Below are 20,827 nucleotides of genomic sequence, written 5' to 3'. Positions count from 1 at the left end.
AATTTCTGCAGAACTATTTTTTATCTTCCGGGACTGTGACCGGATTTATCCGGAAGTCAACCGATCATGTCGCGTTTCCGGCCTGGAAAGCGCAGGCGCGACCATAACCCTGACCGCGCCATGCCGGTGACCGGCGACGCCTCCCGCCATGCAGGACAGCCGGCATGACGCAGGCCGGCGCCCGGGCCTGTGGCGCCGCTTTTCCGGGCGTGGGCCGCCTGCGCGCCATGCGCGCCAGACGACATGCGCATGAAAACGCCGCCGGCGGAGAGTCGCCGGCGGCGCGGTCATCGCCCGGTTCCGTCAGTCGCCTTCTCAGAACTCCACCGACAGGCGGGCGCTGAACGTGCGGCCCATGCCGGCGACGGGGAGGCCCCACATCGCCGCGCCGGTGGGGCTGTAGGCGCGGGAGTTCACCAGATCGGCGCCGCCGAGCGGCTTGTAATACCGGGCGTCGAACAGGTTCTCCACCGCCGCCTCGAAGCGCAGCATCTCCCATTTGTAACCGGCGCGCAGGTTCACCAGCGCATGGGCGGAGGTCTTCACCTCATTGCGGACCTGGCTGACCAGATGCTTGGCGCCGACCAGCTGCAACTCGGCGCTGGCCGTCCAGCCGCCAATGGCGTGATCGAGGGCGATGACGGCGTTCACCGGCATGATCTGGTAAAGGTTGACGCCGTCCGTGCGGCGGCCGCGGGTGAGGCTGAGCTGGCCGCGCAGCACGCCCCTGCCCCAGACGGCGTCGTCCCACAGCGTCGCTTGGCCGTCCACGTTCACGCCATACAGGCGCGCGTCATGGTTGGCGAAGCGCAGGTAGACGAAGCCGTTGCGTGCGGTGAGATTGTCCCGCCTGGCGGCGAGGCAGCCGGCGGCGGCGCAGCGGTCGGCGTCGATGTAGTCGACCACATGGCTGAACCACGGCGTCGCCCGCAGCCGCCAGCGGCCGGCGGCGTCGCGCCACACCGCGGTGAAGCTGGCCGTGTGCGCCGTCTCCGGCTTCAGGTCGGGGTCGCCGACATAGCCGTTGCCGTCGCCGAACCAGCCGGTCATGCGCATGGCCATGGTGCCGGTGGACCAGGCGTAGCGCTCGTACAGGTTGGGCGAGCGGGTCTTGCGGGCGAAGGCCAGCTCATAGGTGGAGACGGCGTCCGGCTGGAAGCGCAGCGCCGCCTGGCCGTCCAGGTTCACGTCGGCGCGGGCGCGGCTGCGGCTGTTGAAGGCGGCGGCGTCCGCGCCGTACATCATGGCGTTGTAGCCGCGCACCGGGCCGGCGCCGGTCCATACCGTGTCGTTGCGCAGGCCCGCCAGCAGCGTCCAGCGGGAATCGAGCCTCCGCTCCCACTCGAGGAAGGTTCCGAGACGCGCGCGCCGGCCGTTGTTGATGGCGATGAACACGTCCGGCCCCATCATCGTGCCGGGAACCGGGTTCCACCAGTCGTCGAGGCGGTAGCGGTACAGTTCGGCGCCGGCGCGCAGCGTGTCGGCGGCGGCGGCGCGCCATGTCGCCTTCACCGCGAAGCCCATGTCCGAGGCCCGGGTGTCCATGGGCATGGCGCCGTTCTTGTCCGGCGCGATGAAGCCCATGGAATGGCGCACGCGGCTGGCGAAGGCCCGCGCCTCCAGCGCGCCCCAGTCGAAGTCGCCGGCGTAGCGCGCGTTGCCGAACAGGCTGCGGTTGGACACCATGTCCATGTACTGGTTCGGATAGGCCTGGTCCGGGATGTACTGGCCGCCGAGCTGGAAGGCGAAGAGGTGGCTGTCGAACTTCCTGGCCACGGTGATGGCGTGGTTCTGGGCCTCGAACAGGGTGGACTTCACCTTGCGGCCGGCGCCGTCGCGATAGTCGCGGGCGCGGCTCCAGCCGCCGACATAGCGCACGCTGGCGTCGGCCGTGGCGGCGGAGAGGTCGGCGTCGACGCCGCGGCCGTCGCCATTGCTGCGGAACCCGCCGGAGACCCGGCCGGACACCTTCACGCCCGGGCCGCTGCCGAACACGGGCGCGCCAGCCTCCACCTCGACCCTGGCGCCGGTGTAGTCGCCGCCGAGACTGACGGGCGCGGTTCCGTAATGGACCGTCGCCGCGGCCACCATGGCCGGATTCACGAAGGAAAGCGGCGGGTTCATCTCGTTCGGACAGAAGATGCCGAACAGCATGCCGTTCAGCGAGATCTGCACGCGGTCGGCGGCGAAGCCGTTGATGGCCGGCAGGCCGGAGACGCCGCCGCCGCCCCACCTGGCCGCGCCTGGGGCGTTGTTCAGCACGTCGGCGGCGTTGGCGGAGACCAGCGCCGCGGCGAAGGCCTCCTCGCCGGAGATGGCGGCGACGCCGGGCGGCGGCGCGCCGCGCACCTCGATGCGCGGCAGCTCCAGCGCCGCCGCCTCCGCCGCGGCGGCGGGCGGCTGCTGGCGGCTGGCGTGATCATGGTCGCCCTGTGCCGCCGCCACGGCGGTGAGCGCGGCGAGCATGACGCCGGAGCCGGGAATGGCGGAGAGCCGGCGCAGACGGGCGCCGGGCGCGCGCCGGCGGCGCGCGGTGACATGAGATTCAGTTCGCATGACGGAACGTCCCGTGGACCGCCGGCCCTGGGCGCGGCGGACGCGAAGGATGGGAAAGGTTCGGGAAGGCAGGCCGCCGGCGCGGGGGCCGGCGGCCGGGCGTCATGCGGAGGCGGGCGGCGCGCGGGCCTTCCACGACCAGCGCGGCGCGTCGACATGGGCGGAGGCCGGCGGCGGCGGGGCATGGACCACCGGACGCGGCGCGAGCCGCGCCGCAGGCCGCGGCGCGGGCGGCGCCGGGGCGATATGGTCGCGCAGGACGCAGTCCGGACAGTGGACGCGCGCGCCGCCGCCGTCACCGGGCTGGGCCGGCGCGGCGAAGACGTCGCCAAAGCAGATCTCGCCGTCCCCTCGCGGCATGGACGCCATGAGGGCCGACGTGAACACCAGATGCAGGACAAGCGCGTAAGCCGCGACGAGAAACGTCGCGACGCGCGTCGCTTTCGCTTTCAAACCGGACGTCGCCAGAGCTGGTTGTGGCTGTTCCGCGACGTTTATATGGCGTTGGCGCCCCTGTCACCCTGCGGCGCGGCGGTTAACCACCGCGGCGGCGTCCGGTCACGCCGCTGTTACGGCTGCGGCCAGCCGGCCCGCAGCGTATGGGCCCAGTCCGGCCGGCCGTTGCGGAGGGCGATGGCGGCGGCGCGGTCCCAGTCATAGGCGACGGCGTGGAAGGACACGTCCCAGCCGCCGGCGCGCCGTTCGGCCGTGGCGTAGCGCGCGTGCGGCGAACCGGCGCCGGTGACGTGCGGCCACGGGCTGGAGCCGCGCAGGGCTGGCAGGCCGACGCTGCCCGGGTTCAGCGCCAGGCGCCCGTCCGGCAGGCGGGTCAGGCGCGGCGTGTGGGTGTGGCCGCACAGGATGAGCGACGCGCGCGCGGCGCCGGCGCGCGCCGCCGCCTCCTCAGGCGTGGCCGGGCGGCAGCCGGCGGGCTCCACCGTCTCCAGAAAATAGGCGCTGTCGCTGTCCGGCGTGCCGTGAGCCAGCAGCACGTCGTCGCCCAGCAGCAGGGTCTGCGGCAGGCTGGCCAGCCAGGCGCGGGCGGCGTCGTCCAGCGCCGCGTGGGCGAAGCGGTCGGAGGCGGACATCTCCTGCGGGCGCAGGGTGAGCAGCTGGCGCTCGTGATTGCCGCGGATGGCGACGATGTCCAGCGGCATCAGCCGCCGCGCCGTCTCGAGCGGCTGCAGCGGGCCGCTGACGATGTCGCCGAGATTGACAGTCACGTCCGCGCCGCGCCGGGCGACGTCGGCGAGCACCGCCTCAAGCGCCGGCAGATTGCCGTGAATGTCGGACAGAATCGCGAGCTTCATGACGCATTGTCGCACGGCGCGGCGCGCGGCCATACGCCAGCCGCGCAGCCGGCCGGGGCCGCCGGCGACCACGGAATGACGAAGGTCTCCCCCCGCCACTGGCCGTGGGCGACGCGCACCCCATAGGCGGCGGCCATGGCGGCGTCGTCCAGCACCGCGGCCGGCGGGCCGTGGCGCAGCAGCCGGCCCTGCGCCATCAGCGCCAGACGGTCGCAGAAGCGCGACGCGAGCGTGAGGTCGTGCAGGGTGACCAGCACCCCCGCCCCTTCCGCCGCGCGGGCGCGCAGCAGCGCCATCGCCTGCAGCTGGTGCAGCGGATCGAGCGCCGCCACCGGCTCGTCGGCCAGCAGGAACGGCGCCTCCACCGCCAGCGCCCGCGCCAGCAGCGCCCGCATGCGCTCCCCGCCCGAGAGCGCGCCCACCGGCCGGCCGCGCAGCTCCTCGCAGCCGGTTCCGGCCAGCGCCCGCGCCACCGCCGCGGCGTCGGCGGCGGTGAAGCCGCCGAACGGGCGCCGGTGCGGCAGCCGGCCGAGCGCGACCACGTCCTCCACCCGCATGGCGGCGCTCACCTCCGCGCTCTGGGCCAGAAAGGCCACGGCGCGGGCGCGCGAGCGCGGCTCCAGCCGCGCCAGCGGCGCGCCGTCCAGCGTCGCCGCGCCCCGCGCCGGGGGGAGAATGCCGGCCAGCGCCCGCAGCAGCGTCGACTTGCCGGCGCCGTTGGGGCCGATCAGCCCCACCACCTCGCCGCGGCCAAGACGCAGGGAGACGTCGCGCACGGCGGCGCGGCCGTCGAGGATCACGGTGAGGTCACGGGCTTCAAGGGCCTGCATCACGGCCTCCGCATGCGCATGACCATGGAGACGAGGAAGGGCGCGCCGGTGAGCGCGGTCATCACCCCCAGCTTCAGCTCCTGCTCGGTGGGGATGAGGCGCACCACGATGTCCGCCGCCAGCACCATGACGGCGCCGGCGAAGCCGCTGGCCAGCAGCAGCCGGCCCGGGCGATGGCGCGCCAGCGGCCGCATCAGGTGCGGCGCCACCAGCCCGACGAAGCCGATGGCGCCGCTCACCGCCACCGAGGCCCCCACCGCAAGGGCCGCGCCCAGCACCATCTGCAGGCGCAGCCGCGCCAGGCTCACGCCGAGGCTGGCGGCGGTGTCCTCGCCCAGCGCCAGCGCGTCCAGCCGCCAGCCGCCGGCCAGCAGGATGGCCCAGCCGGCTGCCATGAACGGCGCCGCCAGCAGCACCTGGGCGAGGCTGCGGTCCGCCAGCGAGCCCATGAGCCAGTAAATGATCTCCAGGGCGGCGTAGGGATTGGGGGCGAGGTTCAGCGCCAGCGCCGTCAGCGCCCCTGCCAGGGCGTTGATGGCGACGCCGGCGAGGATCAGCGCCGTGGCGCCCTGGGCGCGCTGGGCGAGGCGCACCAGCAGCAGCGTGGCGAGGAACGCCCCGGCCATGCCCCCCAGCGGCAGCGCCAGGGCGAAGGCGCCGGCGGCGCCGAAATAGAACACGCACACCGCCCCCAGCGCCGCCGCCCCCGACACGCCGATGACCCCCGGCTCCGCCAGCGGATTCTGCAACAGCCCCTGCATGGCCGCCCCTGAAACGCCAAGGCTGAAGCCGACGAAGGCGCCCAGCAGCGCCCGCGGCAGGCGCAGCTCGACGAGCACCAGCGCGCCGACGCTGTCCTGCCCGGCCAGCGCCTCGCGCAGGGCGGCCATCAGGTTGAGCGGCGCATAGCCGATGGCCAGGGAGGCGCAGGTCATGGCCAGGGCGGCCACCGCCAGCAGCGTCACCAGCGCCCGCCAGCCTGGCGCGGGAAAAAGGGAGGAGCTGTCCGCGGTCACGGCCCGCCCCCCGTCCGCTCCGCCGCGGCGGGCGCCGTCAGGGCCGGTGCCGCGGCGGCCACCGCCGCCCGCCCCCGCCAGCGCGCCACGGCCTCCTGCAGCAGCGCCATGGCGTCCAGCACCCCCGGCCCCGGGCAGGTCCACAGGCGCGAGGGCAGCGTCACCACCCCGGCGCGCTCCGCCAGGCGGCGCAGCGCCGGGTGGCTGAGGATCTCGCTGGCCATGGAGGGCGGCTGGTCCGGATCGCCGGCGATGACGAGAATGTCCGGCTGCGCCGCCAGCACGAACTCCAGCGGCAGCTGCTCGTAACCCGCCAGCGGCCCGCCGGCCAGATTGGTCATGCCGGCGCGGGTGAGCATGTCGTCGAGCAGCGAGCCTTCGCTGGAGGTGAAACCGGCCGGGCGCAGCACGATGGCCGTGGGCCGCGGCCCGGAGGGCGCCGGCGCCGCCAGCAGCCGGTCAAAACGGGCGGCGATCGCCTCCGCCGCCGCGTGATTGTGGAACAGCGCGCCCGCCTCGCGGATCTGGTCGCGCGCCTCGCGGATGGAGCCGGGCACGTCGAACTCCGCCACGGTGAAGCCGAGCCGCCGCAGCAGCGCCTTGACCAGACGGGTGGTGTAGCGGCCGGCGATGACGAGGTCCGGCTCCAGCGCCGCGATCTCCTCGGCGGCGCCGCGGTTGGCCGGGACGCGCCGCGCCAGCTCCGCCACGTTGGAGCCCATGTAGTCGCGCGACAGCGGCGTCACCGAAACCAGCGCGCCCGGCCGCGCCAGGCGCAGCGCCAGCTCGTCGGCGCACATGTTGATGGAGACAATGCGCCGCGGCGCCTGCGCCGGCGCGCGCCCGTCCGCCAGGTGAATCTGGGTGAAGCGCGGCGCGGCCGGCGCCGGGGCCGGCTCCGCCCGCGCCGCGCCGGCCGCCACCGCCAGGGCCAGCGCCGCGGCGAGGCGGCGCGCCGGCGCGCCGGCCGCACGCCGCCGTCCCGCCGCTCCCGGCCCGCCGCGCTTGCTTCCGGCGCCGCACATGCCCCGCGACCTCGCCTCAGAACGTCAGCCGCGCGCCCAGAACGGCGGTGCGCCCGGCGGAGCCATAGCTGTAGACCTCCTGGTAACGCCTGTCGAACAGGTTGTCGATCCTGGCGTAGAGCTCGGCGCCGTCGCTGACGCGCCACGAGGCGCTGACGTTGAACACGGCGTAGGCCGGCAGCGTCACCAGCCGGCTGTTGTAGAACGCGTCGTAGGCGTAGTCCTTCTGCGAACCGTTGCAGACGACGCCGAAATTCACGTTCGCCCGGCCTTCGGCGAAGCTGTAGTTGACATTGAGGCTGGCCATGTTGCGCGGCCGGCGCGGCAGCGGCCTGCCTTCGGCGTCCTCGCCGTCGGTGTAGGTATAGGCGCCGGTGAGCGTGAGCCCGGCGAGCGGCCTCACGGTGAGGCCCACCTCGGCGCCCTGGATGGCCGATGTTCCCGGCAGGTTGACCGACGTCTGGCCGGCACCGGCGATCAGGTCGGCAATGCGCTGGTTGAAGTAGGTGAGATGCAGCAGCGCCCGGTCGCCCCACAGCTCCTGGTCGACGCCCATGTCCCAGCCGCGCGCCGTCTCCGGCTTCAGGTCCGGATTGCCGCGATAGGTGTTCGAATAGCCGAACAGCTCCGCCATGGTGGGATTTTTCACGCCCGTGCCGTAAGAGGCGCGCAGCTTCGTGCCGGTGGCGTCAATGCGGTAGGCGCCGGTGAAGCGGTAGGTGGTGGTGTCGCTGAAGCGGTCGTTGAGGTCGCGCCGCACGCTGGCGGTGACGGTCAGGTTGCGGAACGCGCCCTGGTATTCGCCGATGAGGCCGGTGGAGGCCATGCTGCGGTCAACGTTCGACCAGGGATTGTCGGCCCGGTAGCGCTCGTCGCGATGCTGGGCGGCGAAGGTGACGATGTGGCTGGCGTCGGCGAAGGCCGGCGTGTCGAAGCGCAGGCTGGTGCGGTACTCATGGCCGTTGACCACGCCGCGGGTGTCGCCGTTGGGCAGGCGGGCCAGCCGGTAATGCGTCTCCTGGTCGTTGTAGGTGGTGATGAACGCGTGGGTCCAGCGGCCGCCGAACAGCTTCACCTTCGCCTCGGCGCGGCCGAAGATCTGGCGGCCGCGGCTGTCTTCGTCGGTGTCATAGGCGCCGACGCCGCCGGCGTAGCCGTCCAGCTTGCTGAAGAAGCGGGTGTGGCGGCCCATCAGGCTGAACTCGAGCCAGTCGGTGGGCGAGAAACCGAGCTTGCTGTAGCTGGTGAGGTTGCGGTAGCCGTCCGGCTCGAAATTGCCGTTGCGGCGGTCGGCCACCGAGAAGCCGTCAGTGGTCAGGCCGGCCGCGCCGAACACGAAGCTGAAGCGTTCGTCGCCGGCGCTGAAGGTGGCGCCGCCGTTCAGGGTCCTGTGGGCGCCGCCCTCAAGGCGGCCGCCCAGCTTCGGCTTGCCGGAGCCCTTTTTCGTGACGATGTTGATGACGCCGCCCACCGCGTCCGAGCCGTAGAGGGCGCTCTGCGGTCCCCGCAGCACCTCGATGCGCTCGATGTCCTCGGTGAGCAGGTTGGCGAGGTCATATTCCGAGCCGGCGGCCGGATCATTGGCGACGACGCCGTCGATGATGACGAGGGTCTGGTTGGCCTCGGAATTGCGCAGCCGCACCTGGGTCTGCTTGCCGGGAGGACCGCTGCGGCTGACGGCGACGCCCGGAACCTGGCGCAGGGCGTCGGCGACGAAGCGGATGTGCTGCTCCTCGAGCTGTTTCGCGGTGATGACGGTGACGGCGCTGCCGACGCGCGACAGCTCGGTCGGCGTCAGGTTGGCGGTGACGGAAATCTCGTCCAGCTGGACCTCCGCGGCGGCCGGACCGGCGCCCTGGGCGACGGCCGGGCCGGCGGCCAGCGCGGCGAGCGGGCAGCCGGCGGCGATGATCGCGACGGCGCGCGCGCGACGGACGGATGGACGGAACGGATTTCTGGAAGACATGTTGAACCCCGGCGGGACGATTCGCAGCACGTCACCGCGACAGGGGCTCACGCCGGAGCATGCAGGAACCCTGCTCCCGCGCGCCGGCTTCGCCACCCCCGGAGCCCCCCGGCTCCCTGGGGTTCGCGTGTGACCACGAACGACGGCAGGTCTCCTGGCTCGCGGGTCTTCATCATCCGCCGCCTTCCCGGACCGGGTCTGTCCAGTGGCGTTCAGGCGGAGATTCGCCGCTCACAGTTGCGGGGGCAGCTGCAGATCAGGCGGTCCGTCCGCCCTGCTGCATTCCCTTTTGATCCACGACAGTGGAACCGTCGCCTCAGGGGATAGGCCGGCGGCGCAGGCGTTGTCAATCGCGCCCGTCCGGCGGCGCCGTCCGCCGGAACGGCGCCGGCGCCATGCTTTCGCCGGCAGGGATTGCGACACGACATGCCTCGACAGGCGGCGCAGGCGTGCTAAACGGACCGCAGGCGCTTCCGCAGGCTCCGGCCGCCCGCGCCGGAGACCCAGAAATCCGCCCCCGCGCCGCGACGCCGCTGCAGGCTGGCGCGGGGACACGCAACCGTCCGCGCCGCTCCCGCCCCTGTCGCGGGCGCGGCCGAGGCCCGCCACGATACAGCCGCTGATCCCATGACCGACCAGATCATCACGCGATTCGCCCCGTCCCCGACCGGCTACCTGCACATTGGCGGCGCGCGCACCGCTCTGTTCAACTGGCTGTTCGCCCGGCGCCACGGCGGCAAGATGCTGCTGCGCATCGAGGACACCGACCGGGAGCGCTCCACCGACGCCGCCATCGCCGCCATCATCGACGGCCTGCAGTGGCTCGGCCTCAACTGGGACGGCGACATCGTCTACCAGCACGCCCGCGCCGCCCGTCACCGCGAGGTGGTGGACGAGCTGCTGGCCCGGGGCGCGGCCTATTACTGCTACGCCACCCCCGAAGAACTGGCGGAGATGCGCGAGCAGGCCCGACGGGAAGGCCGCCCCATGCGCTATGACGGCCGCTGGCGCGACCGCGACCCCTCCGCGGCCCCGCCCGGCGTCAGGCCGGTGGTGCGCCTCAGGGCCCCGCAGGACGGCGAGACGGTGATCGACGACCAGGTGCAGGGCCGCGTCACCTGGAAGAACCGCGACCTCGACGACCTGGTGCTGCTGCGCTCGGACGGCACCCCCACCTACATGCTGGCTGTGGTGGTGGACGACCATGACATGGGCGTCACCCACATCATCCGCGGCGACGACCACCTCACCAACGCCGCCCGCCAGAAGCAGATCTACGACGCGCTGGGCTGGAAGACGCCGGTGATGGCGCACATCCCGCTGATTCACGGGCCGGACGGCGCCAAGCTCTCCAAGCGTCACGGCGCCCTTGGCGTCGAGGCCTACCGCAGCATGGGCTATCTGCCGGAGGCGCTGCGCAACTATCTGGTGCGTCTGGGCTGGAGCCACGGCGACCAGGAGGTGTTCACCACCCGGGAGATGATCGACGCCTTCGGCCTGGAGGCCATCGGCCGCTCGGCCGCGCGCTTTGACTTCGCCAAGCTGGAGAACCTCAACGGCCTTTACATGCGCAACGCCAGCGACGGGCGCCTGGTGGAGGCGGTGGAGGCGCTGCTGCCGGAGCTTGGCCCGCCCCGCGGCCTTGGCGAGCGCTTCACCGACTCCCAGCGCGCCCTGCTGCTGGCGGCCATGCCCGGCCTGAAGGAGCGCGCCAGGACCCTGGTGGAGCTGCTGGACAGCGCCGGCTACCTGTTCGCGCAGCGCCCGCTGGCGCCGGATCCGAAGGCCGCCGCCCTGCTGGACGAAGCCGGCCGCAGCCGCCTCGCCGCCGCCCTCGCAGCCCTGGAGGCGCTGCCGGAGTGGACGGCGGAGGCGCTGGAGTCCACCGTGCGCGGCGTGGCGGAGCGGCTCGGCGTCAAACTCGGGCAGATCGCCCAGCCATTGCGCGCCGCGCTCACCGGAAAAACCACCTCGCCCGGCCTGTTTGACGTTATGCTGGTGCTCGGCCGTGAGGAGAGCCTGGGGCGCATCCGCGACCAGGCCGGCTGACGGGCCCTGCAGGCCATGCGCGCAGCGCCTTGCGCCGCGTTTTCCCATGCGGGCCGCGGCGAGGCAAAAAGCATGGTCACGCTTGAAGGCCCCTGCCAAATCGGCTACCGAGACACGTGCCTGCAGGCCATTTCATCAATGGCCTGCAACATAAAACCCAGCACCGCGTGACGCTGCGGCAGGCAGCCCTCCCCGCTTCGCCGCATGCGCGGTCAGACCAGGCCAAGGGTGATTCAATGACAGCAAAAACGGCTGCACTCAGCGTCGACGGCAAGTCGGTGGACCTCAAAGTCAGGGAGGGAACCATCGGACCAGGCGTCATTGACATCGCGCCCCTGTACAAGGAAACGGGGATGTTCACCTTTGACCCTGGCTTCACCGCCACGGCGTCATGCGAGTCAAAGATCACCTACATCGACGGCGACCAGGGCATCCTGCTGTATCGCGGCTATCCGATCGAGCAGCTGGCCGAGCACGGCGACTTCCTCGAGACCTGCTACCTGCTGCTGGAGGGCGAGCTGCCGACCAAGGCGCAGAAGGCGGATTTCGATTACCGCGTGACGCGCCATACCATGGTGCACGAGCAGATGCTGCGTTTCTTCCACGGCTTCCGCCGCGACGCGCATCCCATGGCGATCATGGTGGCCTCGGTCGGCGCGCTGTCGGCCTTCTATCACGACTCGACCGACATCAATGACCCGACCCAGCGCATGATCGCCTCCATGCGCATGATCGCCAAGGTTCCAACCCTGGCGGCGATGGCCTACAAGTATCACGTCGGCCAGCCGTTCGTTTATCCGAAGAACGAGCTCGACTACACCGCGAACTTCCTTCACATGTGCTTCTCGGTGCCGTGCGAGGAGTACAAGGTGAACCCGGTGCTGGCCCGGGCGCTGGACCGCATCTTCATCCTGCACGCCGACCACGAGCAGAACGCCTCCACCTCGACGGTGCGTCTGGCCGGCTCGTCGGGCGCCAATCCGTTCGCCTGCATCGCCGCCGGCATCGCCTGTCTGTGGGGCCCCTCGCATGGCGGCGCCAATGAGGCGGCGCTGAAGATGCTCGAGGAGATCGGCACCGTCGACCGCATCCCCGAGTACATCGCCCGCGCCAAGGACAAGAACGACCCCTTCCGCCTGATGGGCTTCGGCCACCGGGTCTACAAGAATTACGACCCGCGCGCGCGCATCATGCAGAAGACCACCCACGAGGTGCTCAACGAGCTCGGCATCAAGGACGATCCGCTGCTCGAGGTGGCGATGGAGCTGGAGCGCATCGCCCTTTCGGACGAGTACTTCATCGAGAAAAAGCTGTATCCGAACATCGATTTCTACTCGGGCATCACCCTGAAGGCGATGGGCTTCCCCACCAGCATGTTCACGGTGCTGTTCGCGGTGGCGCGCACCGTTGGCTGGATCGCCCAGTGGAAGGAGATGATCGAGGATCCGGGCCAGCGCATCGGCCGTCCGCGCCAGCTCTACACCGGCGCCACCCGTCGCGACTACGTCGACATCAACATGCGCTGATCCGCCCCGCGCGGCGCCCGTGCGGGCGCCGGCGACGCCAGACGCCAGACCCCGGTCCGCAAGGGCCGGGGTTTTTTGTGCGGCGGCGCGGCCGGACGGTAGTAGATACTGGCGGGAGCCCCCCTCCACGCGGGGCCCCCTCCCGGCCGTTCCGCTGTCGCGGACGCGCGGGCGCGGCCGGACGCGCGGCGCGCCCGCGGAAACTCCGGCATGTCAGGCGAAGGGCGGCCAGCGGCCATGCGCCGGCCAGGGCGGGCGCGTGGCGCGGCTCAGGTTCAGGTTCAGGCTCCGGCGCCGCGCGCCGCCGCCAGCACGATGCGCGCCGCGCGCTGCGACGGCGTCTCGCCGCCCGTGTCCATGCGGGTGTCGATGGTGGCGAACGCCGCCAGCTGCGCCCGCCGCTGCGGCGTGTCCGCCAGCAGCGGCCCCAGCGCCGCCGCCAGCTTCTCCGCCGTGCAGTCCTCCTGCAGGAATTCTGGAATGGCGTTCTCGCCGAGGATCAGGTTGGGCAGCACCGCCGACGGCGCCGTCACCAGCCGGCGCAGGATCGCCGCCTCCAGCGCCGAAACCCGGTAGGCGACCACCATCGGCACGCCGGCCAGCGCAAGCTCCAGGCTCACCGTGCCGGAGGCGGCCAGCGCCGCGTCCGCCGAGCGGAAGGCGGCGAGCTTGGCCTCCTCCCCGGACACCAGCTCCGGCTGCACCGGCCAGCCGGCGACGCCGGCGCGGATGCGCGCCTCCTGGTGCGGCGCCGCCGGCAGCTTCAGCGTGAACTGCAGTCCGGCGCGCTGCAGCCGCCCCACCGTCTCGCCGAAGATGTCCAGCAGCCGCGTCACCTCGCTGGTGCGGCTGCCCGGCAGCGCCAGCAGCACGGGCGGCCGCGCCAGCGCATGGTCCAGGGGCCGGTCGCCGCGCAGCAGCGCGCGCTTCTCCACGAGCGGGTGCCCCACATAGGCGCATGGCGGGCCGCCGAGCCGGCGGTGCGCCTCCGGCTCGAACGGCAGCAGCGCCAGCACGTGGTCCACATAGGCCGCCATTCGCCGCGCCCGCCCCGGCCGCCACGCCCACACGCTGGGGCTGACGTAGTTGACCACCGGCAGCCGCGGCAGTCGCCGGCGCACGCGCCGGGCCACCGCATGGGTGAAGTCGGGACTGTCGATGATCACCAGCACGTCCGGCCTGGCGGCGACGATGGCGTCCACCGTCTGGCGCACGCGGCGGATGAGGGTGGGCAGGCGCAGCAGCGGCTCGACGAAGCCCATCACCGCAATGTCGGCGAGCGGAAACAGGCTGCGCAGCCCCTCCCGCTCCAGCCGCGCGCCGCCGACGCCGCCAAAGCGCACGCCGCCGTCGCCGAGCCGCCCGCGCAGCGCCGCGGCGAGACCGGCGCCCAGCTGGTCGCCGGATTCCTCGCCGCACACGATCCAGACGCTGAGCGGGGCGCGGCTCATGGCTTTTCCTCCGTGACGCCGCCGGCCAGGGCGGCGAGCTCCGGGCCGTATCCGAACAGGAACAGGCCGCGCCGGTCGGCCTCGGCGATGGTGCGCGCGCGGTCGAGGATCAGCGTCTGGCCGGCGCGCAGGGCCACGCCGGCGAAGCCGGCCGCGGCGGCGTTGCGAATGGTGCGCGGGCCGATCACCGGAATGTCGATGCGCAGGTCCTGGCCGCGCTTGGCCGCCTTCACCAGCACCGGCCGGCGCTCCGAGCGCGGCAGCCGGCCGCCGCCCCACAGGCGGCGCACGCGGCGGATCATGGCGTCGGTGCCCTCGGGTCCCTCCACGGCGCACACCCGCGCGCCGGAAACAGCCACCGCCTGGCCCACGTCAAATGGCGAGAGCGCCTCCAGCAGCGCCGCGCCGCGGGCCGCCGCCTCCATCTCCACGGGCAGCACGCGGCCGAGACGCCCTTCGCCGGCCAGCAGCTCCGGCGCCAGCTCGTGCACCCCGGCGACGCGGAAGCCGTGCTCCTCCAGCAGGCCGACCACGCCGCGCAGCAGCCCGTCGTCGCCGGAGGCGGCGAGCCGGGCGATGAGATCGCGGCTGCGGAACGCCGAATAGGCGCCCAGCAGGGCCAGCGGACCGGGCCGGTGCACGTGGCCGACCAGCGCCACGGCCGCGGGCCGCCAGGCGGTGAGCGTCGCCAGCACGCCGCGCGCGTCGAGAATGGCGTGGGCCGCGTCGGCGGCGCGGCGCGCCGGACCGCTGGCGAATCCACGCAGGGCCAGGATGCGCGCCCGCCTGCCCCGGCGGTGCAGCGCCGCCGCCAGCTCCAGGGGCAGCGCGCCGCCGCCCGCCACTATGGCGACGGGCCCGTCCATGTTCAGCTTTCGGGGTTTTTCGGCGTGCAGATGGCGCGGTCGCCCCCTTCCCGGATGAAGTTCAGCACTTCATTGACCAGCGGGTGCGAACCAAGCTCGCTCTGGGTGTCGGCCACGCGCTCCATCAGCGTGCCTTCGGCCGCGAACAGCATGCGGTAGGCGCGGCGCAGGGCGTGAATGTCCTCGCGATCGAAGCCGCGGCGCTTCAGCCCCACCAGGTTGAGCCCGGCCAGATGGGCGCGGTTGCCGATCACCAGCCCGTAGGGAATCAGGTCGTTCTCCAGCCCCGACATGCCGCCGACGAAGGCGTGGGCGCCGACGCGGGTGAACTGGATCACCGCCGAGCCGCCGCCGAAAATCACATGGTCGCCCACGGTGACGTGGCCGGCCAGCATGACGTTGTTGGAGAGGATGACGTGGTTGCCGACGCGGCAGTCGTGGCCGACGTGGGAGTTGGCCAGCATGGCGCAGTTGTCGCCGATCACCGTCTCCATGCCGCCGCCGGCGGTGCCGGGATTGATGGTGACGCCCTCGCGCAGGATGCAGTCGGAGCCGATGCGCAGGGTCGAGGGCTCGCCGGCGTATTTCAGGTCCTGGGGCGCGTGCCCGATGGAGGCGAAGGGATAGATGCGGGTGCGGGCGCCGATGGTGGTGCGCCCGGCCACGGCCACATGGCTGACCAGCTCGACGCCGTCGCCGAGGACGACGTCCGGGCCGACCGTGCAGAACGGCCCGACGACCACGCCCTCGCCGAGCTGCGCCGCCGGATCGACCACGGCGAGCGGATGAATCCTGGCGCTCATGTTTACTCCAGAACCAGCATGGCGGAGACCTCCGCCTCGGCGGCGAGGGCGCCGTTGACCCGCGCCTCGCCGCGATACCACCACATGTTGCGGCGGTGATTGAGCTTGCGCATGTGGAACTCGATGACGTCGCCCGGCTGCACCGGCTTGCGGAACTTGCACTTGTCGATCGTCATGAAGAACACCTGCTTCGGCGCCTGGGCGCCGGCCAGTTTCGCGGCCACGCAGATGGCGCCGGCGGTCTGGGCCATGCCCTCGATGAGCAGCACGCCCGGATACAGCGGCCGCGTGGGGAAGTGCCCCTGGAAATGCGGCTCGTTGATCGTCACGTTCTTGATGCCCACGCAGGAATTGTCGCCGTCAATATCGACGATGCGGTCGACAAGCAAAAACGGATAACGGTGGGGCAGATAGCTCATGATCTGCAGGATATCGGCCGACTCCAGCTTCTTCGGCGCCCCTTCCATCAACATGCTCCCTGGCTGCCGGTCGCCGCGGCGGACCGCCGCCCGCGGCTGACCGTCTGAATCATGCCTTGTGCTCGCGGGACGCCAGACGCCGGAGCGTGGCGATCTCCCGGAACCAGTCCTTCACCGGGCGCGCCGGCGTTCCGCCCCAGACGGCGCCCGCCGGCACGTCGGAATTCACATTCGACGAGGCGGCGATCTGCGCCCCCGCGCCAATGCGGATGTGGCCGACGACGCCCACCTGGCCGCCGATCACGACGTAGTCCTCAAGCGTGGCGCTGCCTGCAATCCCCACCTGGGCGACGATCACGCAGTGCCGGCCGATCACGACGTTGTGCGCGATCTGCACCAGATTGTCGATCTTGGTGCCCTCGCCGATCATGGTGTCGCGCGTGGCGCCGCGGTCAACGGTGGTGTTGGCCCCGATCTCCACGTCGTCCTGGATGATCACCCGGCCCACCTGCGCCACCTTGGCGTGTTTCGCGCCCATGGCGAAGCCGAAGCCGTCCTGGCCGATGCGCGCTCCCGGATGGATGATCACCCGGTCGCCAAGCAGGGCATGCTGCAGCACGACCCCGGCGGCGATGGAGCAGTTGCGGCCGATGCGCACCCCCGGCCCCACCACGGTGTTGGCGCCGATGACCGTGCCGGCGCCGATCTCCGCCCCCGCCCCGATCACCGCGCCCGGATCAACGACCGCGCCCGCCTCGATCCGCGCCTCGGGATGCACCATGGCCCCCGGCGCGACGCCCGTGGCGCCGAAGAAGGAGCCCGGCCGCATGGCGTCCGGAAACAGCCGCCCCAATACCTGCGCGAAGGCGCGGTGCGGATCGCGGCAGACCAGCACTGCCGCCGACCCGGGCGCGCGCGCGGCGAAGCGCTCCGAGACCAGCACCGCCCCGGCCCGCGTGCCGGCCAGCGCCTGCACGTAACGGGCGTTGTCCATGTATGCGATGTCATGCGGCCCCGCGCTCTCCAGCGGCGCCGCGCCCCGGATCTCGCGGGAGCCGTCGGCTCCCTCCGGCAGCGCGGCCCCGGCCAGCGCGGCCGCCTCCGCCAGCGTGAGGCCGCCGGCAGGCCTGAAAAATATGGGGTCAGTCATCGTGGAGGGCCATACAGCGAAAACGGCGGGACGTCCAGAAGACGCCCCGCCGGGACCATGGTCGCAGGCAGCGCCGTGACGGCGCGAAACCCGGTCAGAAGCTGCCGCCGCCCGAGAAGCGGAAGGCCTGGGTGCGATCGCCGCGCGCCTTGGAGGTGGCGTAGGCGTAGTCGAAGCGGATCGGACCCAGCGGCGACTGCCAGAGGATCGAGGCGCCGACCGAGGAGCGGATCGCCTTCGAGTCGTAGACGTTGACGCACTCCGGCTGGACCGGCAGGCCGCCGAGCGTGCAGCCGGCGGGCGTCCAGCCTTCGATGACGCCGTTGTTGTTCAGGTCGAACACGCGGCGGCCCTTGTAACCGAACAGCGTGCCGGCGTCGGCGAACACGGCGCCCTTCAGGCCGATCTCGCGCGGGATGAGCGGGATCGGGAACTGCACCTCGACGCTGGCGCCGAAGTAGGTGGTGCCGCCGATGGCGTTGGTCGACGGGTCGCCGTTCAGGTCGCGCGGACCAATGCCGGAGGGCGCGAAGCCGCGCACCAGCGTCGGACCGAGGAAGAAGTGGTCGGTCAGGCGCAGGTCCTTGCCGCCGATGGCCTGGATGTGGCCGCCCTGCAGCTTGATGATGCCGACGAATTCGTCGAACAGCTCGTGATAGTAACGGGCCTCGCCGGTGGCGCGGATGAACTTCGAGTCGCCGCCGAGGCCGGCGACCTCCGGCCGGATCTCGGCGAAGATGCCGCTGCGCGGATCCTTGATGTTGTCCAGCGTGCTGTAGGTGAAGGTGGCGCCGACCAGCGAGGTCAGCGTCTTGCCGCGCGCCTCCTTGACCGCGATCGACGCTTCGCCGTCGAAGGCGCAGTTCGGGTAGAGCGCGAGCGCGCCGGGCTGTCCCGCATAGGTGAACAGGTTGCCCGGATTGTCCGGCATGAACACCGTGGTGTAGCCCGGCAGCGGCGCGCTACAGTCGTTGTACGGCTTCTTGTAGGTGTTCGGCACCTTCAGGTCGGTCTGGTACAGCGCGTAGCGCAGCTGCATCGAGAACTCTTCCGTGATCGGAAGGCCGATGCGCAGCGTGCCGCCCGTGGTGCGGGTCTCGTAGTTGCCGTACTCGGTGTTGTCGTAATAGCGCGTGTAGATGTCGAAGCCGGCGGCCAGACGCTGGCCGAGGAAATACGGCTCGGTGAAGGAGAACTGCACGCCGTTGGCGCGCTGGCCGAGCTGGCCCGACAGCTTCACGTACTGGCCGCGGCCCATGAAGTTGGACTCCGCGACCGCCGCCTCGCCGATGATGCCGTCCTGGGTGGAGTAACCGCCCGAAATCGAGAACTGGCCGGTGGCCTGGTCCTCAACCTCGATGTTGAGGATGACGCGGTCCGGCTGGCTGCCCGGCTCGTTGGTGATGCGCACCTTCTTGAAGTAGCCGAGATTGTTCAGGCGGCGCTCGGCGCGGTCCACCAGCACCTTGTTGTAGGCGTCGCCCTCCTCCAGATCCAGCTCGCGGCGGATGACGTAGTCGCGCGTGCGGGCGTTGCCGCGGATGTTGATGCGCTCCACGTAAACCCGCGGACCTTCCTCGACGATATAGGTGAGGCCGATGGTGTTGTTCTGCGGATCGCGCACGCCGGCCGGGCGCACCTGGGCGAAGGGATGCCCCTGGCTCATGACGTCGGTGGTCATGGCCTCGAGACTCTTCTCGACGGCGTCGGCGTTGTAGGTCTGGCCGGCCGAGGTCTTCATGCGGCGGCGCACCTCGTCGGCGGAGACGCCGGGAATGCGCGACTCGACGTTGACGTCGGAAATCTTGTACTGCGGCCCTTCCTCGACGCCGATGGTGATGATCCAGCCGCCCTTCGCCTCGTCGAACACCGCGTCGCTCTGCGTGATGCGGAAGTCGGCGTAGCCGTTCTTCAGGTAGAAGCGGCGGATGGCGTCCTCGTCCTGCGCGATCTTGTCCGGATCATAGATGTCCGAGTTCTTCAGCCAGGACAGCAGGTTCATTTCCGTCGACTGCATCAGGTTGCGCAGCCGGTTGGCGGAATAGGCGTGGTTGCCGACGAAGCGGATTTCCTTGATGCCGGTCTTGTCGCCTTCCTTGATGGTGAAGACGACGTCGACGCGGCCGTTGTCGAGCGGAACGATGCGGCTGGAAACCTGGGCGAAGCCGCGGCCGCCGCGGCGGTAGATCTCGCGCAGCAGCTCCTCGTCGGCCTTGACCCTGGCGGGGCTGTAGGGATCACGGGCCTTGGTGGAAAGTTCGTTCAGCAGAACGTCTTTCTGGATCTTCTTGTTGCCCTCGAAGACCACCCGGTTGACAGTCAGATTCTCGCTCGAACGGGTGGCGCTGCGATGCTGCGCATAACCCTCCGCGGAGGTCTGGGCCTGAACGCTGGCGACGCCCGTCGCCAGCGCCAGACCTGTGGCCAGGGCAAGACGGCTGACGCCGGTCATACCCATCCTGCGGATCGTTGCAGTCACATTCATAAACTGGCCGCCCTGATTCCTGTGCCCCCGCACGAGGGGCAGTATCCACTGCGTTCCACGCTGCCTCTCGAATTGCTTCTAACGTGTTTACGCTGGCGCGCAATCCGCGAGACGGTTAACGAAACATTTTTTGGGGATCGTGGTTACGAAGTCACGAGCCCCCCAAGCCGAGCAGTCCGCCAAGGTGCACAAGATCGTTGCGCGTCGCAAGTATCATGAGCATGAGCACCAGGGCGAGCCCGATCCGGAAACCATATTCCTGCAGCCGTTCGCTCAGCGGCCGGCCGCGCACTGCTTCTATGGCGTAAAACAGCAGGTGACCGCCGTCCAGTACCGGAATGGGGAACAGGTTAAGCAGCCCGATGGACACTGACAGGAAAGCCACATAGCCGATCACCGCCGGCGGCCCCTGCTCCGCCACCAGCCCTGACGCCTGGGCGATGCGGATCGGCCCGGAGAGCTGGTCGACGGACTCGCGCCCCACGAACAGCTTGCGCAGGAAGCTGAAGGTGCGGTCGACCACATACCAGGTCTCCATTGTCCCCAGCCTGAGGGAGTCGATCACGCCGTAACGGCGCGCCCGCACGTCGGCGGGGTCGCGCGAGCCCTGGACGCCCAGCATGCCGACCCGCTGCCGGCCGAGCGGCGTGACGATCTCGCGCGTGGCCGGCGTGGCCTGCAGCGTCACTGTCGCGCCGCCCCGGTCCACCGTGAAGGACAGCGGCTCGCCGGCCCGCGCCGAGATGACCCGCTGCATGTCGGCGAAGCTCTCCACGGGGGAGCCGTCGATGGTCTTCACCACGTCGCCGGGCATGAATCCGGCGGCGGCCGCCGGGCTGCCCGGCTGCACCGCGTCGACGCGCGGCAGCAGCTCCACCCGCCCCCAGAGAAAGAACAGCAGGCTGAACAGCAGGATGGCGAGCAGGAAATTGGCCGCCGGGCCGGCGGCGACGATGGCGGCGCGGCGCGGCAGCGAGGCGAGCTGGAAGCTCTCCGCCCGCTCCTGCGGGCTCATGCGCGCCAGCGCCGCCGGATCCGGCGCGCTGGAGACGCCGCCGTCGCCGGCGAACTTCACGTAACCGCCCAGCGGAATGGCCGAGATCTTCCAGCGCACGCCGCGCCGGTCCGTCCAGCCGAACAGCTCGCGGCCGAAGCCGATGGAGAAGACCTTCACCCCCACGCCGCACCAGCGGCCGACGATGTAGTGCCCGAACTCGTGCACGAACACCACGACCGTCAGGACGATGACGAACGGGATGACCGATCCCAGCACCGCCGCCAACGCTCCGGTCACCACGCCCATATCCATCGTCGCATGCTCCCGTGGCGCCGGCGAATCCGCCGGCGCCCGATGTCTCCGGAATTTGAATTTATT

At 71.2% G+C, this 20,827-nt stretch carries 16 protein-coding genes and 1 riboswitch; of the genes, 2 read left to right on the top strand and 14 right to left on the bottom strand.

Going from position 1 to position 20,827, the window contains the following annotated elements:
* Window positions 1–315 precede the first annotated feature (315 nt).
* The 7 genes from ACFFJB_RS06595 to ACFFJB_RS06565 form a co-directional block, all read right to left on the bottom strand.
* Window positions 316–2,556: a TonB-dependent receptor gene (locus tag ACFFJB_RS06595; protein WP_376830462.1), complete on the bottom strand. Its 2,241-nt coding sequence runs from the start codon at window positions 2,554–2,556 to the stop codon at window positions 316–318.
* A gap of 102 nt (window positions 2,557–2,658) precedes the next feature.
* Window positions 2,659–3,009: a hypothetical protein gene (locus ACFFJB_RS06590; RefSeq protein WP_376830461.1), complete on the bottom strand. Its 351-nt coding sequence runs from the start codon at window positions 3,007–3,009 to the stop codon at window positions 2,659–2,661.
* A gap of 116 nt (window positions 3,010–3,125) precedes the next feature.
* Window positions 3,126–3,866, bottom strand: a complete 741-nt coding sequence (locus ACFFJB_RS06585) for a metallophosphoesterase family protein (protein WP_376830460.1) — start codon at window positions 3,864–3,866, stop codon at window positions 3,126–3,128.
* On the bottom strand, window positions 3,863–4,696 hold the full coding sequence (locus ACFFJB_RS06580; RefSeq protein WP_376830459.1) for an ABC transporter ATP-binding protein: 834 nt from the start codon (window positions 4,694–4,696) through the stop codon (window positions 3,863–3,865). Before ACFFJB_RS06580 ends, ACFFJB_RS06585 begins: the two co-directional genes overlap by 4 nt.
* On the bottom strand, window positions 4,696–5,631 hold the full coding sequence (locus ACFFJB_RS06575; RefSeq protein WP_376832575.1) for a FecCD family ABC transporter permease: 936 nt from the start codon (window positions 5,629–5,631) through the stop codon (window positions 4,696–4,698). The genes ACFFJB_RS06580 and ACFFJB_RS06575 overlap by 1 nt, the downstream gene beginning before the upstream one ends.
* A gap of 77 nt (window positions 5,632–5,708) precedes the next feature.
* A complete protein-coding gene (locus ACFFJB_RS06570) occupies window positions 5,709–6,737 on the bottom strand; it encodes an ABC transporter substrate-binding protein (protein WP_376830458.1) in 1,029 nt (342 codons plus the stop codon).
* 16 nt (window positions 6,738–6,753) lie between these two features.
* Window positions 6,754–8,703 (bottom strand): TonB-dependent receptor plug domain-containing protein, encoded by a 1,950-nt coding sequence (locus tag ACFFJB_RS06565; RefSeq protein ID WP_376830457.1) that lies wholly within the window; start codon window positions 8,701–8,703, stop codon window positions 6,754–6,756.
* A gap of 127 nt (window positions 8,704–8,830) precedes the next feature.
* Window positions 8,831–9,031: riboswitch (cobalamin riboswitch) on the bottom strand.
* A 299-nt stretch (window positions 9,032–9,330) separates the two neighbouring features.
* On the opposite strand from ACFFJB_RS06565, the gene gltX reads away from it, so the two are divergent.
* Together gltX and gltA are read left to right on the top strand one after the other, a co-directional pair.
* On the top strand, window positions 9,331–10,752 hold the full coding sequence (gene gltX, locus ACFFJB_RS06560) for a glutamate--tRNA ligase (protein ID WP_376830456.1): 1,422 nt from the start codon (window positions 9,331–9,333) through the stop codon (window positions 10,750–10,752).
* Between the two features lie 236 nt (window positions 10,753–10,988).
* Window positions 10,989–12,278, top strand: a complete 1,290-nt coding sequence (gltA, locus tag ACFFJB_RS06555; protein ID WP_376830455.1) for a citrate synthase — start codon at window positions 10,989–10,991, stop codon at window positions 12,276–12,278.
* A gap of 281 nt (window positions 12,279–12,559) precedes the next feature.
* Here gltA and lpxB read toward each other — a convergent pair whose 3' ends face one another.
* The 7 genes from lpxB to rseP form a co-directional block, all read right to left on the bottom strand.
* Entirely contained in the window at window positions 12,560–13,729 is a 1,170-nt protein-coding gene (lpxB, locus tag ACFFJB_RS06550; RefSeq protein WP_376830454.1) for a lipid-A-disaccharide synthase, read from the bottom strand.
* Window positions 13,726–14,595, bottom strand: a complete 870-nt coding sequence (locus tag ACFFJB_RS06545) for an LpxI family protein (RefSeq protein ID WP_376830453.1) — start codon at window positions 14,593–14,595, stop codon at window positions 13,726–13,728. Before ACFFJB_RS06545 ends, lpxB begins: the two co-directional genes overlap by 4 nt.
* A 2-nt stretch (window positions 14,596–14,597) precedes the next feature.
* Entirely contained in the window at window positions 14,598–15,398 is an 801-nt protein-coding gene (lpxA, locus tag ACFFJB_RS06540; protein WP_376830452.1) for an acyl-ACP--UDP-N-acetylglucosamine O-acyltransferase, read from the bottom strand.
* Between the two features lie 2 nt (window positions 15,399–15,400).
* On the bottom strand, window positions 15,401–15,865 hold the full coding sequence (gene fabZ / locus ACFFJB_RS06535) for a 3-hydroxyacyl-ACP dehydratase FabZ (RefSeq protein WP_376830451.1): 465 nt from the start codon (window positions 15,863–15,865) through the stop codon (window positions 15,401–15,403).
* A 61-nt stretch (window positions 15,866–15,926) separates the two neighbouring features.
* Window positions 15,927–16,967, bottom strand: coding sequence for a UDP-3-O-(3-hydroxymyristoyl)glucosamine N-acyltransferase (lpxD, locus tag ACFFJB_RS06530; protein WP_376830450.1), 1,041 nt, complete (start codon window positions 16,965–16,967; stop codon window positions 15,927–15,929).
* Window positions 16,968–17,061: 94 nt separating this feature from the next.
* On the bottom strand, window positions 17,062–19,419 hold the full coding sequence (gene bamA / locus ACFFJB_RS06525; RefSeq protein WP_376830449.1) for an outer membrane protein assembly factor BamA: 2,358 nt from the start codon (window positions 19,417–19,419) through the stop codon (window positions 17,062–17,064).
* Between the two features lie 184 nt (window positions 19,420–19,603).
* Window positions 19,604–20,761 (bottom strand): RIP metalloprotease RseP, encoded by a 1,158-nt coding sequence (gene rseP, locus ACFFJB_RS06520; RefSeq protein ID WP_376830448.1) that lies wholly within the window; start codon window positions 20,759–20,761, stop codon window positions 19,604–19,606.
* Between the last annotated feature and the right edge of the window lie 66 nt (window positions 20,762–20,827).

Origin of the sequence: Camelimonas abortus, from assembly GCF_042432745.1 — a bacterium.
GTDB classification, from domain to species: Bacteria; Pseudomonadota; Alphaproteobacteria; order Rhizobiales; family Beijerinckiaceae; genus Camelimonas; species Camelimonas abortus.
The sequence above is the reverse complement of the archived record's forward strand: the minus strand, read 5'-3'. Positions and strand labels throughout refer to the sequence as shown.